The organism is Frondihabitans sp. PhB188 (genome assembly GCF_003752365.1).
Lineage (GTDB): Bacteria > Actinomycetota > Actinomycetes > Actinomycetales > Microbacteriaceae > Frondihabitans.
Window position 1 is genome coordinate 119375 of sequence record NZ_RJUO01000004.1, and the last position, 14397, is coordinate 133771.

A 14397-nucleotide genomic window follows, 5' to 3' on the forward strand; every position below is an offset into this window, starting at 1 on the left:
CATTGCGACGATCAACCCATCCTGGCACGCGCTCCCCTGACAGGTCACAGGATGATCTCTGAGGGACGACTGAATCTCGATGTCGCTGTGGAAGAATCGTCACCATGTCATCGCACACCGCTGTAGCCACGATCACCACGAACCTCGGCACGATCAAGGTCGACCTCTTCGGCAACCACGCCCCGAAGACCGTCGCCAACTTCGTCGGCCTCGCCACCGGCACCATCGAGTGGACCCACCCCGCCACGGGCGTGAAGTCGACCGACAAGCTGTACGACGGCGTGGTCTTCCACCGCATCATCCCGGACTTCATGATCCAGGGCGGCGACCCCCTCGGTCAGGGCGTCGGCGGCCCGGGCTACAACTTCGACGACGAGATCCACCCCGAGCTCACCTTCAAGGAGCCCTACATCCTCGCCATGGCCAACGCCGGCACGCGCGGTGGCAAGGGCACCAACGGCTCGCAGTTCTTCATCACCACGGTGGCGACCCCCTGGCTGCAGGGCAAGCACACCATCTTCGGCGAGGTCACCGACGCCGAGTCGAAGAAGGTCGTCGACGCCATCCAGGCGACCCCGACCGACGCGCGCGACAAGCCGATCGACGACGTGGTGATCCAGAGCGTCACCATCGACGAGGTCTAGGCCTTAGTGACGAACGTTCCCCGCAACGCCGACAACTTCTGCTACCGCCACCCCGACCGGCAGAGCTTTATTCTCTGCCAGCGGTGCGGGCGCACGATCTGCACGCAGTGCCAGACGCCGGCAGCCGTCGGCGTCCACTGCCCGGAGTGCGTGCGCGAGCAGCGCGGCAGCATGCCGCGGGTGAAGCCGCGCGTCGTGACGCGCATGAACGGCCTGGCGTCGTCGGGCGGGCCCGTCGTCACCTACGGGCTGATGGCGTTGGCCGGAGTCGGCTTCCTGATCGGGCTCGTGCCCGGCGGGTTCAACCTGCTCGGCTTCAACGGAGCCCTGGCTCTGTCGCAGCCGTGGCGGATCGTCACCGGGATCTTCGTCTACAGCGGCATCTTCGCGATCATCCAGCTGGCCTTCAACGTCTACATGCTGTGGGCGTTCGGATCGATGATCGAGCGGGAGCTCGGCCGGGCCCGTTTCATAGCCCTGTACGTGCTCGGCGCCCTGGGCGGCGAGCTGGCCAGCTCGATCTTCATCCCGGGCTACATCGTGCCGATCGTCGGATCAGCGATGTTCGGCCTGTTCGGGGCCTTCTATGTGATCCTGCGGTCGAGAGGCCAGCAGGCGAACCAGATCCTCGTTCTGATCGCGCTGAACATCGTGATCGGGCTCGTCCTGGGCTCGCCCTGGCAGATGTACATCGGCGCCGCTGCGATCGGCGCTCTGTCGGCGCTGATCTTCACGCGCACCCAGCACCGGTCGCAGCTGAACGCTCAACGAGGCCTGACGATCGGCCTCGGGGTCGCGCTCATCGTGATCATCCTGCTCCGGTCTGCGACGCTGACCGGCGCCATCGGCTGACGCTATCGACGACGAAGGCCCCGCATCTCGCCTGAGATACGGGGCCTTCGTCGTGGAGCAAGTTATCCACAGGTCCATCCACAGTGGGGATAGTTACACCCGTGTAAGACCGATCGTTATCGAATCGCTCGAAGGCTCGGATCAGCGCCAGCGCGTGGTCATCAGGAAGCCGATGAACATGATGCCGAAGCCGATCAGGATGTTCCACGACCCGAGGGACGGAACAGGCAGGGTGCTCTGCGACACGTAGTAGACGATGATCCAGACGAGCCCGAGAAGCATGAAGCCGAACATCACCGGCTTGAACCAGACGGGGTTCGGTCGGTTGGCGGACGATCCCTCGCCGGTGCGTGCCGCCGGTGCGGTGGTCTTCTTATCTCTGGCCATGGGCAGAAGTGTACCGGCATACCGGCTGTGCACACTCTGGCTGCCCCTGTAGACAACCTCTTCACGCTCACGCACGCGCCCGTAGAATCGTGTGATGACCGACTCGCCGACTCGCCGGAGCTCCCGACGCTCGTCGCGCCGTCGCACGTCCGTTGTCGGCGTCGCTGGGGAGGTCCTCATCACCCTCGGCGTGGTCGTCCTGCTCTTCATCGTCTGGCAGCAGTGGTTCAACGACATCCTGGTCTCCGGCACGACGCGCAGCGAAGCGTCGTCGCTCAGCCAGAAGCTGCACGACGAGGCCGGCGCCGGGCCGACCACCGCACCCGTCGACGGTGACTACGGGACGCCGGCTATCACCCCGGCCGCGAAAGACGGCGAGGCGTTCGGCGTGCTCTTCGTGCCCCGGTTCGGCGCCGACTACCAGGTGCCGGTCGACGGCGGCACAGGCACGGCCCAGACGCTCGACACCGGCGCGGCCGGCCACTACGACTCGACGCAGATGCCCGGGCAGGTCGGCAACTTCGCCATCGCCGGCCACCGCACCACGCACGGGGCTCCGTTCGCGAACATCGCTCAGCTGAAGATCGGCGACCACATCTACGTGCAGACGAGCAAGGGCTACTACACCTACACGTTCCGCAACCTCCAGTACGTCAAGCCGACGCAGGTCCAGGTGCTTCAAGTCGTTCCCGACGCCCCGACGATCGACGCCGCCTCGAAAGACCGGCTCATCACCCTGACGAGCTGCAATCCGAAGTACAGCGCCGCCGAGCGGATCATCGCCTACGGCGTCTTCGACTCGTGGCGACCCCTGTCCGCCGGCCCACCCGCCGAGATCGCGTCGCTCGCGACGACGAAGTCGTAGGCGCTCGTGTACGCCGCCCTCTGGAGAGTGCTGCCCGGCCCCTGGTGGGTGCGGGTGCTGATCCTGATCGTTCTCCTGGCCGCCGTGCTCTACGCGCTGGTGACATGGGTGTTCCCCTTCGCCGATTCCCTCATCCCCTCCCCTGACGTTACGGTTGACTCCCCATGACTCGCATCCTCGTCGTCGACAACTACGACAGCTTCGTCTACACGCTCAACGGCTACCTCCAGCAGCTCGGCGCCGAGACAGAGGTCGTGCGCAACGACTCGTTCTCCGGTTCCGACTCGGCCGCCCGCATCGCCGACTACGACGGCGTGCTCCTCTCGCCGGGCCCTGGTACCCCGGCAGCCGCCGGCGTCTCGATCGACGTCGTGCACGCGGCTCTCGACGGCGGCACGCCCCTTCTCGGCGTCTGCCTGGGTCACCAGGCGATCGCGGAGGCTCTCGGCGCAACCGTCACGCACGCCGAAGAGCTCATGCACGGCAAGACCTCCCGAGTCACGCACGACAGTAGCGACTTCTACTCGAACGTTCCGCAGCCGTTCCTCGCTACGCGCTACCACTCCCTCGCCGTCGTCGACGACACCGTGCCCGCCGAGCTGGAGGTCACTTCACGCACCTCCGGTGGCGTCATCATGGGGCTCAAGCACCGCGATGCCAACGTCTACGGTGTGCAGTTCCACCCCGAGTCGGTGCTCACGGAAGGCGGCTACAGCATGATCGGCAACTGGCTCTCCGTCGCGGGTCTGCCGACGGCGGTCGATGCCGCCAAGGGTCTGAGCCCGCTCGTCAACCTCGGCTGAGGCGGGGCGACCCGCAGGGGGTGGCTCGACGGCCAGTTCCTGCGCCGCAGGTCGCGAGAACCCGGCCGATAGTGCTGGTCGGGTAGCCGCGAGGGTGCGCGCGGACGCTGCTACTGACCGCTGCAGACGGTCAGAGTGATCGTCGACCCCTGAGGCTGCTCGCCGACGGGCAGCGACTGGGTGCTGACGATGTTGCCGGTGCACGAGTCGTCGGCGGTCGTGCGCACGTCGAGGCCGAGCGATGAGAGCGCCGACATCGCGTCGGCGACCGACTTCTCTGTCACGTCGGGTACGTTGACGGTCCCGCTCGAGACGACGAGGTCGACGGTGCTGCCTGGCTCGACGCTGGTGCCTGGTTCGGGTGTGGATGAGATGACCGTGCCTGCCGCGACCGTCGGGCTGTCCTGCTCGCTGACGGAGCCCTGCTGCAGACCGAGGGTCGTGAGCTGGTCCCAGGCGTCGGCGGTGGGTGATCCGCTGACGTCGGGCATCGCGACGGTGTCGGGGCCGGTCGAGACGTAGACGGTGATGATCTCGTCTTTGGCGACGGGCGTGCCGGCGGGCGGGCTGGTCTTGACGATGTCGCCCTCGTCGACCGACTCGCTCGTGATATCGGAGCGCTCGGGTACCAGACCGAGCTTCGTCAGCTTCGCAGCGCCGGTCTTGTACGGCTCGGAGGCGACCGTCGGCACGTCGATGCCGGCCGTGGAGGGCAGGACGACGGGTGACAGGCGGGCGACCCAGATGACCACGGCGATGACGATGATGGCGATGAGCACGATCCCGGCCCAGATCCAGGCGACGGGCGGCCGCGTCTGGGTGCGGGCGGGGCGGTTCGCCTCGCTGCTGTTCAGCTCTTTGAGCGCCGCCTCGGAGCCCATGGCCGCGTTGGGGTTGACCCCGAACATGGTCGTCGTCGTGTCGGCGGCCGCCACGGTGACGTGCTGCTGGCGACGGGCCGGGAGATTGCCGGATCCGGCGTCGACGACGTCGCTGCGGAACTCCGCCGCGCTCTGGAACCGGTCGAACCGGCTCTTGGCGAGGGCGTGGAGCGTGACGGCGTCGAGGGCCGGTGAGATCGCCGGGTTGAGCACGCTCGGCGGCACGGGCGGCTCGCTGACGTGCTGGTACGCGACGGCGACGGGCGACTCGCCGCGGAAGGGCGGCCGGCCGGTGAGCAGCTCGAAGAGGAGCACGCCGGTCGAGTAGAGGTCGGAGCGGGCGTCGACGGTCTCGCCGCGGGCCTGCTCGGGGCTGAAGTACTGGGCGGTGCCGAGGATCGCCGTGGTCTGCGCGACGGTGGCGGCGGAGTCGGAGACGGCTCGGGCGATGCCGAAGTCCATCACCTTGACCTGGCCGGTGTGCGTCAGCATCACGTTGCCGGGCTTGATGTCGCGGTGCACGACGCCGGCGCGGTGCGAGTACTCGAGGGCGGTCAGCACACCCTCGGTGATCCTCACGGCCTCCTTGGGATCGAGCGGCCCCTCGGCGACGATGTCTTTGAGCAGGCGCCCCTCGACGTACTCCATGACGATGTAGGGCACGAGCACCTGGTTGCCCATGGCGTCGCGCACGCTCTCTTCGCCGGCGTCGAAGACACGCACGATCGTGGGGTGCGCCATGCGGGCGGCGGCCTGAGCCTCTTGTCGGAAGCGGGTGCGGAAGGCCGGGTCGCTGGCGAGCTGCGACTTCATGAGCTTGATCGCGACCTGGCGGCCGAGGCGGGAGTCGGTGCCCATGTAGACGTTGGCCATGCCACCGTGACCGATCAGGTGACCGATCTGGTAACGGTTGGCGAGGAGGCTGATCCCCTCGGTCACGCCTTCAGCCACGAATACTCCCAAAATGCCACGGTCCCGACCAGTGTACCTGGGCGGGACCGTGGAGGTCTGGGCGCGCTGTGAGGGCGCAAGTACCTACAGCAGACCTACTGGTTGCCTTTTCCGTTGCCGTTGTTGCCGTTTCCGTTGCCGTTCGTGCCATCGCCGGCAGCCGGATCGGTGCCGTCGTCGGTCGGATCGGCCGACGGCGCCGCCGTCACGGTGACCGACACGCCGGCCGACGCGGCCGAGGTGACGGACCCGCACTTGGCCTTGTAGCTGAACGTCAGCGTGCCGACCTCGGTCGACTTCACCGTCACGGTCGTCGTGTTGGCGCCGACCGAGTTCGACGTCTTGCCACCCGAGTCGGTGCCGCCCGAGATCGTGTAGCTGAACCCGGTGAGCGAGTAGCCGACGGGGCAGCCGGTGTAGGTCGGGATCGTGATCGTCGCCATCTGCGTCGTGTCGATCGCGGTGGGTGCCGCCGTGGGCGCGCCCGGCTGGTCGGCCGAGGGGGCCGCCGTGTAGACGTAGATCACGATCGGGGTCGTCTTCTTGACCACACCGGTCGGGTTGACCTTGTACACCTTGCCCTGGTCGGCCGTGGTCGGTGCGGTCTGCGAATCCTGCGACGTGTTCACCTCGAAGCCCATGTCGCCGAGCAGCAGGCGCACCTGCGCCTCGGTCTTGCCGGTGTAGTCGGTCTGCACGATCAGCGCGCTGTCGTCAGTCGGCGTCGTGGTCGGCGTCGGCGACTCCCTGGGGGTGCTCGACGACTTCGGCGGGGCCTTGGTCGTCTCCTGCGCCGAAGGCGTGCCGCCATTGGTCAGAGCGAACGCGAGGCCGATGCCGCCGCCGACGACGATGATGATGGCGAGGACGATGATCGGCCAGAACCACGGGCCGCGCTTCTTCTTCTGAGGCTCCTCGTCGCCCTCGCCGGGCGTCTCGACGAGACCGGTGCCGAGGCCGGGGTTGACTGCGGTCGTCGGCGCCTGCGCGTCGGCGGCCGACATGAGGCGGGTGGTCGCATCGGCAGCGGCGAACACCTGGGTCGCGGCGTCGCCGGCACCCCCGATTCCGAGCATGGGAACTGCGGCGGTCGCCGCCGCCACGTCGCCGCGGCGAAGGGCCCGGGCCGCCTGGGCCAGCGCCGACGCCGAAGCGGGTCGCTCCGCCGGCTTCTTGGCGATGGACGAGTAGACGAGCTTGCGCACGGGCTCGGGGATGGTCGTCGGCAGATCGGGCGGCGTCTCGTTGATCTGCGCCATCGCGATGGCGACCTGCGACTCGCCCGTGAAGGGGCGGCGGCCGGCGAGGGCCTCGTAGGCGACGATTCCGAGAGAGTAGATGTCGGTCGAGGGCGAGGCCGGGTGACCGGACGCCTGCTCGGGCGAGAGGTACTGGACGGTGCCCATGACCTGGCCGGTCGCGGTGAGCGGCACCTGGTCGGCGATGCGGGCGATGCCGAAGTCGGTGATCTTGACTCGGCCGTCCGGCGTCACGAGGAGGTTGCCGGGCTTGATGTCGCGGTGCACGAGGCCGGCCGCGTGAGCCGCCTGAAGTGCCGACGCCGTCTGCGCGACTATGTCGAGCACCTTGTCGGTGGGGAGCACGCGATCGCGCTCGAGCACGGTCGACAGGGCCTCGCCGGGCACGAGCTCCATGACGAGGTAGGCGCTGCCCTCCTCCTCGCCGTAGTCGAAGACGTTGGCGATGCCCTCGTGGTTGACGAGAGCGGCGTGACGGGCCTCGGCGCGGAAGCGCTCGAGGAACCCCGGGTCGCCGAGGTACTCGTCTTTCAAGATCTTGACGGCGACGGTCCGGCCGATGACCAGGTCGGTCGCCTGCCACACCTCGCCCATGCCGCCGATGGCGACGCGGGACGACAGCTCGTACCGTCCGCCCAGAGTGAGCCCGCTGAATGGCCTCATTTGTTGAGCACCGCCTCCATCACTTGCTTTGCGATCGGTGCCGCAACCGTATTGCCGACCGCCGACTGTCCCTGACCGCCACCGTTCCCCACGACGACCGCCACGGCCACCTTCGGGTCTTTCGCCGGAGCGAATCCCGTGAACCAGAGCGTGTAGGGGTCGCCGTCACCGTTCTCCGCGGTGCCGGTCTTGCCCGCGACGTCGACGCCGCTAATTCTTGCATTGGTTCCGGTGCCCTTGTTGACGACCTCGGTCATGAGCTCGGTCAGAGTCGCCGCGGTGTCGGAGCTGATCGGGGTGCCCAGTTCTTGAGCCTGGAACGACTTCAGGGTCGACAGGTCCGGGTTCACGATGCTCTCGATGAGCGTGGGTGTCATCTCGGTGCCTCCGTTCGCGATCGTCGCTGTGGTCATGGCGACCTGCAGCGGCGACTCGCGGACGCTGCCCTGCCCGAAGGACTGCAGCATCAGGGTCGCGGTGTCGTCGGTGTAGGGGAACACGCTCTCGGCGGTCCGCTGCGGGATCTCGAGGGCGCTGTCGAAGCCGAACGCCTTCGCCATCGCGTTGATCCGGTCGTAGCCCAGCTCGGCGCCGAGCTCGGCGAACGGGATGTTGCACGAGTCGATGAGCGCGGTCTCGATCGTGACCGTCTTGCCGGCGCCACACGAGCCGCCCTCGGCGTTGTTGATCTTGCGGGTCGAGCCGGGCAGGGTCAGCGTCGCCGGGTTGTCGAGCTTCGAGGCCTTCGTGTACTTGCCGCTCTCGAACGCGGCGGCCGCGACGACGAGCTTGAAGGTCGAGCCCGGGAAGTACAGATCGCCCTGGATCGCCCGGTTGATCAGCGGCTGCGACGAGTCGGCGATGAGCGTCTTGTACGCCTTCAGCACGCTGGCGCGATCATGGCTGGCCAGCTGGTTGGGGTCGTACGAGCCCTTCGACACCATCGCGAGGATCTTGCCCGTCGACGGCTCGATCGCGACGACGGCGCCGGTGTTGCTGCCGAGGGCGTCGTAGGCGACCTTCTGCACGGCCGCGTCGATCGTCGTGTTGACCGTCGCGCCCTCGGGGTCCTTGCCGGTGAGAAGCGAGTTCAGCTTGTCGAAGAACTGCTCGTTCGAGGTGCCCGACAGCTCTTTGTTCAGGGCGCTCTCGATGCCGGTCGAGCCCTGACCCAGCGTGTAGTAGCCGGTCACCGGCGCATAGAGCTCGCCGTCCGAGTACGTGCGCAAGAACTTGTACTGGTCGTCGACCGGCTTCGAGTCGGCGACCGCCTGGCCGTCGACGACGATGGCGCCCCGCTGCGCGGAGTAGCTCTGCAGGATCGCCCGACTGTTGCGCGGGTCGGCCTTGAGCGACTCCGCCTGGAAGCCGGTGATGTACGTGCTCGACACCATGAGCGCCACGAACATGGCGAGCACCACGATGCTGACGCGCTTGAGCTCCTTGTTCATCAGCCGACCACCGCCCGGGGGCCGGTGCGGATTCCGTCCGAGAGCCGCAGGATGAGCGCCACGATGATCCAGTTCGAGAGCAGGGAGGAGCCTCCGGCCGCGAGGAACGGCATGGTCAGCCCGGTCAGCGGGATGACGCGCGTCACGCCGCCCATGACGACGAACACCTGGAGGGCGATGATGAACGAGAGGCCGACGCCGAGCAGGCGGCCGAAGTCGTCGGTGCCGACGAAGCCGATGCGGAAGCCCCGCGAGACCAGGAGGATGTAGAGGCCCAGGATCGCGATGAGTCCGGCGAGCCCCAGCTCCTCGCCGAGCGACGCGATGATGTAGTCCGACTGCGCGAGCGGCGTCGTGCCGGGGCTGCCCTGGCCGAAGCCGGTGCCGATGAGGCCGCCGTTGGCGAGGCCGAACAGGCCCGTGACGAGCTGGTAGCTGCCGCCGGGCGCGCCGTAGACGGAGTTGCTGAGCGGGTTCAGCCACGCCTCGAACCGGTCGTGGACGTACTCCTGCGTGAGGGCGGCCGCGATGGCGCCGCCGACGAACAGGACCATGCCCAGCACGACCCAGCTGGCCTTGCCGGTGGCGACGTAGATCATCACCAGGAACAGGCCGAAGTACAGCAGCGAGGTGCCGAGGTCTTTCTCGAACACCAGCACGACCATGGCCATGCCCCAGATGATCAGGATCGGCCCGAGGTCGCGGGGCCGCGGGAAGCGCATGCCGAGGATCTTCGGCCCCATCAGCGACAGGCTGTCGCGGGCCTGCACGAGGTAGCCGGCGAAGAAGATCGCGAGCGTGATCTTGGCGATCTCACCGGGCTGGAACGAGAGCGGGCCGACGTCGATCCAGACGCGTGCGGCGAGCCCGCGGCGGCCGAGGCCGGGCACGAGCGGCAGCAGGAGGAAGACGATCGAGACGAACATCGCAATGTAGCGGTAGCGGGCGAGGATCCGGTAGTTCTTGATCGCGATGATCGCGATGATGGCCACGACGAGAGCCGCTGTCGTCCACAGGATCTGGCGCTCGCCCGCGTGGGTCGGGTTCGAGCCCGACCAGGAGGGGATGTCGATGCGGTAGATCTCGGCGATGCCCAGGCCGTTGAGGGTGAGGGCGATCGGCAGCACGAACGGATCGGCGTCGCGCGCGACGACGCGGAGCACGACGTGCAGGACGAGGGCGAGGAGCAGGACCAGGCCGCCCGACCACAGCACGTCGGAGCGGATCTCGCCGAGGGCGCCGAGCTGCACCAAGAGCATCGCCCCGGCTGAGATTCCGCAGGCCACGATCAGCAGCGGAAGCTCGATGTTGCGCAGGCGCGCCGGCTGGCGCGGGCGGATCGTGATCGTCTGCGTGAGGGTGGAGCCGGTGAGGTTCGTGCCCGCAGGGGTCGAGGCGCTCGCGGCGGCCGGGGTCGAGGGGCGGCCGATCGCCTCGGTGGCGTCATCAGCCGCTGGCATTCGCGAGCCTCTCGACGATGGTCCGGGCGTCGGTCAGGCTTCCCGCGTTGATCGTGTCTTTCACGGTCGTCTGCGTGTAGCTCGACAGGTCGTCGACCTTGACCTGCGTCGTCTCGTACACGCTCGACAGGTGGATCGGCCCGAGCGTCTGCTGCACGCCCTTGTAGATCACGACGGTGCCGTCCTGCTCGCCGACGTAGTAGTGGTCTTGGGTCCAGCGGTAGGTGAGGATCACGCCGGTCGCGACGATGATGATCGCGACGGCGAGAGCCACCAGCCAGGTGATGCGGCGGGTGCGGGCGCGCCGGCGGTCCTCGGCGATGAGCTCGGCGAGGTACTCGTCGGACTCGGGCTCGAAGTGGCTGTCTTCTGGAGTCGTGGCCACCTTGAGCGGGTGCAGGAGGATCGTGGGGAGGCGCAGCGGGCGGCGGCCCTGCTCGCCCTCGAACGTCAGGGGCGTGGCGGCCGAGCCGACGGTGGTGGGCTGCTCGGCCGACGAGATCTCGCTCTCGTCGACGTCGACGACGACGACGGTCACGTTGTCGGGGGCGCCGTGGTCGAGCGTCTCCTTGACGAGACGGCGCGACACGGCGTCGGCGTCGAGCCCGGAGGCCAGCGCCTTGCGGATCCGGTCTTCGGCGAGGTAGCTCGAGAGGCCGTCCGAGCAGATCAGCCAGCGGTCGCCCGGCTGCGTGCCCAGGATCGCCGTGTCGATCTCGGGGGCCGCGTCGACGTCGCCGAGCACGCGCATCAGCACCGAGCGGCGCGGGTGCACGGCGGCCTCCTCGGGCGTGATGCGGCCCGAGTCGACGAGGCGCTGCACGAAGGTGTGGTCGGCCGTGATCTGGCTGAGCTCCCCCTCGCGGTACAGGTAGATGCGCGAGTCGCCGATGTGGGCGATCGCGATGCTGTCGCCGACGCGCATCATCGCGCTGACGGTCGTGCCCATGCCGGTCAGCTCGGGGTGCTCGAAGACGGTCTCGGCCAGCAGCTGGTTGGCCGCGATCAGCGACGACTGGAGGGCGAACTCGGCGTCGCCCGGAGACGAGTAGGGCTTGTCGGTCTCGCGGATCCTGCGGATCGCGATCGCCGAGGCCACGTCGCCGCCGGCGTGGCCGCCCATGCCGTCGGCCACGACGAAGAGCTGATTGCCCGCGTAGCCGGAGTCTTGGTTGTTGGCCCGGATCTTTCCGACGTTGGAAAGCGCAGCGCTCCTGATCGACGCCACCCGCTACCGCCGCAACTCGAAGCTCGTGGTGCCGATGGTGACCGTGGTGTTCGAGGCGAGCGGCGTCGGGACGGAGATGCGCTCCCCGTTCACGAACGTGCCGTTGGTCGAGTCGAGGTCCTGGATCACCCAGCGGCCGTTCCACAGCATGAGCCGGGCGTGGTGGGTCGAGGTGTAGTCGTCGCGGATGATCAGGTTGCTCTCGTTCGAGCGGCCGATCGTGAGCGGCCCGTCGCCGAGCGGCATCTCGAGGCCGTTCTTGGCGCCCTTGGTGATGACGAGGCGGGTCGCAGTCACGTCGGAGGTCGGCGCCGGGGCAGCGGGCGCAGGAACTGCGGGAGCCCGCGGAGCCTGACTCGGGGCCGCCGCTGCTGCCGCCTGGGCCTGGCCGCCGGCGGGCTGCTGGTCGGCGGGCAGCTTCTTGGCCCGCTGCCCGAACAGGTCGCTGCGGAGCGCGTAGACGATGAAGAAGATGAAGAGCCACAGCACGACGATGAAGGCGAGGCGGAGGACGAGGAGGGTCAGCTCACTGGTCATCGGAGGGCGCCCCCTTCCGGCGGATTATGGCCGGTGCGGGAGCCGTCGGCGGAGCCGCTGCGGGACGTCGAGACGGGAAGCACTCGGAACACGATACGCGTACGACCTATTTGGATCACAGAATCGGGCTGAACGACGGCCTTGGTCAGCGGGACGCCATCGAGCTTGGAGCCGTTGGTCGAACCCAGATCAGTGGCCTGAGCGTGCTGGCCGTCCCACAGGATCTCGACGTGCTTTCGGCTCGTGCCGGTGTCTTGCACGGTGATGTCGGCCTCGCTGCCGCGGCCGATCACAGTGCGGCCCTTCGGGAGGGAGTGCTGCGTGCCCTCGACCTCGACGACGGGGGTCCACACGACGTCTTCCTCGCGGACGTTCGCCGAGTCGATCCGCAGGATGCCGGTCGTGAGGCGCTCGTCGAGCCGCAGCTCGATCCGGACGCGACCCGCGAAAGAATAGGACTGCTTGCGCGCGTGCCCCTCGACCTCGGCCGCGAGCTCGTCGACGAGGGCACGACCCATCTCGTCCATCCGCGCGAAGTCCTTCGAGGCGAGCGCCACTGTGAACTCGTTCGGCGTCAGGATCCGCTCGCGCGAGACCACGGCCGCCTTCACATCCATCTCGCGCTTCAGGGCCGCCGTGATCTCGAGCGGCTGGACGCCCGAACGGAACGTCTTCGAGAACGTGCCGTTGACAGCACGCTCCAGACGTCGTTCGAAGTTGTCGAGCAGTCCCACTGGATCTCCTGGTCGGTCGTTCGGCCGGTTGCCGCCTGGCCGATAAGTCTGCCCAAGCTAGCGGGTGCAAGAGTAGTGCCCGCTGCATGCTATCGTTTTCAGGTTGGCTGAGAGGCCAGCAGGTTGGCTGAGAGGCCGACGCTGGCGCGAGTGGCGGAATAGGCAGACGCGCACGGTTCAGGTCCGTGTGCCCGAAAGGGCGTGGGGGTTCAACTCCCCCCTCGCGCACCAGCAAGCAGTCTCCGAGTGCCCCGTTCGTCTTCGATGAGCGGGGCTCTCTCTGTCTGCGGAGATCCCGCGACGGCGTCGCTCGGCGACCCGCAGCCTCAGGCCGCAGGCCAGGTCAGGGTCACTGCGGTGCCCTCGCCCGGCGTCGAGTCGATCGACGCACGCCCGCCGACGTTGGCGACGCGCTCGATGATCGACACCCGTACGCCGAGGCGGCCCGGCGTCATGGTGGCGGTGTCGAAGCCCAGGCCGTCGTCGGTGACGCCGACGGTGAGCACCTCGTCGCGCCACTGGATGTGCACGTTGCGGGTCACGACGCCTGGGCCGGCGTGCTGGATGCTGTTCGTCAGGGCCTGCATGACGGCCGAGAAGAAGGCCTCGACGACGCTGCCCGGGATCGAGTAGTCCTTCAGCCCCTCGCTGCTGAACCCGGCGGTGATGCCGAGCTCCTCGCACGCCGCGGCGAACCGGGCCCGGAGCTGGTCGAGGGGCACGAGGTCGTCGATGGTCGTGGGCAGTGCCCCGGCCGAGGCTACCTCGGTCAGGGCGTGCTTCGCCATGGCGACGGCCAGATGGCGCTCCTCGGGGGAGTGCGCACGCGCCGCCGTGAGAAACGTGGTGAGCACGCTGTCATGCAGGATCGAATCCACCTGCACGCGCTCGAGCTCGGTGCGATGCTCTCGGACGGCGTGCGCGTACTTGCGCGTGGCGGTCCCGTGCGCGGAGTCGACGGCGGCCGATGCGCGGCGGAACATGCCGATCAGCAGCAGCACGACGAGACCCAGCATGAGGCCGTACCCGGCCTCGGCGATGGACTGCAGGAACGGCCTGCCGCCGCCGGCCGGAGTCTCGCGGACGATGATGTAGGCGACGTAGACCATGGCCATGTAGGCGATCGCGAGCACTCGCGGGAACGCGAATGCGGCGGCGGCGAAGGCGATCGTCGAGAGCGGGCTCGGCCAGGGGGCGGTCGGCGCCACCCGCGCGGGGTCGGAGGCGAAGAAGGGCCAGGACACGGTGACGATCAGGTAGACGGCGCTGGCAGTTCCTGCCGCGGTCTTCGCATGTCGCCCGGTGAGACCGGCGATCACCGTCGCGCTCAGGCTGCCGAAGACGGCGAATCCGATGCACCAGGCCCAGACCTGGTTCATGGCCGGCTGGCCGCGGAATGCCTCCGGCACGGCGACCGCCCCGAAGACGAGGCAGTACAGGGCGAGGCTTCGAGCGATGACCTTCTCGACGAGAGCGGAGCTGATCAGGTACTTCTGTCGGCGGCCGGCTCGGAGCGTGCCGACGAGATCGGGCAGGGCGGGGCGCGTGCGGAGAAGCGGCACGGTGACTCCCTGACGACGGTGCGACGAACCGGCCGAATGGGCGGTCACCCTTGTCTACCGTTGTCATAACGATCGGTCGACCCTCAGAACTGGGGGCAGTCGCCTGCGGCCTCGACCGGG

General features: G+C 68.2%; 13 protein-coding genes and 1 tRNA gene. 5 read left to right on the forward strand and 9 right to left on the reverse strand.

What is annotated here, in order from left to right:
- Nucleotides 1-104: 104 nt before the first annotated feature.
- Both EDF46_RS12575 and EDF46_RS12580 read left to right on the forward strand, forming a co-directional pair.
- Nucleotides 105-644, forward strand: a complete 540-nt coding sequence (locus EDF46_RS12575) for a peptidylprolyl isomerase (RefSeq protein WP_123506661.1) — start codon at nt 105-107, stop codon at nt 642-644.
- 6 nt (nt 645-650) lie between these two features.
- Nucleotides 651-1496, forward strand: coding sequence for a rhomboid family intramembrane serine protease (locus EDF46_RS12580; protein ID WP_148061212.1), 846 nt, complete (start codon nt 651-653; stop codon nt 1494-1496).
- A gap of 141 nt (nt 1497-1637) precedes the next feature.
- Here EDF46_RS12580 and EDF46_RS12585 read toward each other — a convergent pair whose 3' ends face one another.
- Entirely contained in the window at nt 1638-1883 is a 246-nt protein-coding gene (locus EDF46_RS12585) for a cell division protein CrgA (RefSeq protein WP_123506663.1), read from the reverse strand.
- A gap of 94 nt (nt 1884-1977) precedes the next feature.
- On the opposite strand from EDF46_RS12585, the gene EDF46_RS12590 reads away from it, so the two are divergent.
- Nucleotides 1978-2748: a class E sortase gene (locus tag EDF46_RS12590; RefSeq protein ID WP_123506664.1), complete on the forward strand. Its 771-nt coding sequence runs from the start codon at nt 1978-1980 to the stop codon at nt 2746-2748.
- 164 nt (nt 2749-2912) lie between these two features.
- Complete coding sequence (locus tag EDF46_RS12595) at nt 2913-3551, forward strand: aminodeoxychorismate/anthranilate synthase component II (RefSeq protein ID WP_123506665.1); 639 nt, start codon at nt 2913-2915, stop codon at nt 3549-3551.
- A gap of 110 nt (nt 3552-3661) precedes the next feature.
- Here the strand turns inward: EDF46_RS12595 and pknB are convergent, their stop codons facing one another.
- The 7 genes from pknB to EDF46_RS12630 all read right to left on the reverse strand — a co-directional run bounded on the left by pknB (nt 3662) and on the right by EDF46_RS12630 (nt 12715).
- The gene (gene pknB, locus EDF46_RS12600) at nt 3662-5383 is read right to left on the reverse strand and encodes a Stk1 family PASTA domain-containing Ser/Thr kinase (RefSeq protein WP_123506666.1); all 1722 of its coding nucleotides are present in this window, start codon (nt 5381-5383) and stop codon (nt 3662-3664) included.
- Between the two features lie 95 nt (nt 5384-5478).
- Nucleotides 5479-7305: a protein kinase gene (locus EDF46_RS12605; RefSeq protein ID WP_123506667.1), complete on the reverse strand. Its 1827-nt coding sequence runs from the start codon at nt 7303-7305 to the stop codon at nt 5479-5481.
- Entirely contained in the window at nt 7302-8756 is a 1455-nt protein-coding gene (locus EDF46_RS12610; protein WP_123506668.1) for a penicillin-binding protein 2, read from the reverse strand. The genes EDF46_RS12605 and EDF46_RS12610 overlap by 4 nt, the downstream gene beginning before the upstream one ends.
- A complete protein-coding gene (locus EDF46_RS12615; protein WP_123506669.1) occupies nt 8756-10216 on the reverse strand; it encodes an FtsW/RodA/SpoVE family cell cycle protein in 1461 nt (486 codons plus the stop codon). Before EDF46_RS12615 ends, EDF46_RS12610 begins: the two co-directional genes overlap by 1 nt.
- Nucleotides 10203-11444, reverse strand: a complete 1242-nt coding sequence (locus EDF46_RS12620; protein WP_123506670.1) for a PP2C family serine/threonine-protein phosphatase — start codon at nt 11442-11444, stop codon at nt 10203-10205. The genes EDF46_RS12615 and EDF46_RS12620 overlap by 14 nt, the downstream gene beginning before the upstream one ends.
- A 3-nt stretch (nt 11445-11447) precedes the next feature.
- The gene (locus EDF46_RS12625; protein WP_123506671.1) at nt 11448-11981 is read right to left on the reverse strand and encodes an FHA domain-containing protein; all 534 of its coding nucleotides are present in this window, start codon (nt 11979-11981) and stop codon (nt 11448-11450) included.
- Nucleotides 11978-12715: a DUF3662 and FHA domain-containing protein gene (locus tag EDF46_RS12630; RefSeq protein WP_123506672.1), complete on the reverse strand. Its 738-nt coding sequence runs from the start codon at nt 12713-12715 to the stop codon at nt 11978-11980. Before EDF46_RS12630 ends, EDF46_RS12625 begins: the two co-directional genes overlap by 4 nt.
- Before the next feature lie 144 nt (nt 12716-12859).
- Between EDF46_RS12630 and EDF46_RS12635 the strand changes: the two genes are divergently transcribed.
- Nucleotides 12860-12946: transfer RNA gene (locus tag EDF46_RS12635), tRNA-Leu, on the forward strand.
- 95 nt (nt 12947-13041) lie between these two features.
- On the opposite strand, the gene EDF46_RS12640 is transcribed toward EDF46_RS12635, so the two are convergent.
- Nucleotides 13042-14277 (reverse strand): sensor histidine kinase, encoded by a 1236-nt coding sequence (locus EDF46_RS12640; protein WP_158614242.1) that lies wholly within the window; start codon nt 14275-14277, stop codon nt 13042-13044.
- Nucleotides 14278-14397: the final 120 nt, after the last annotated feature.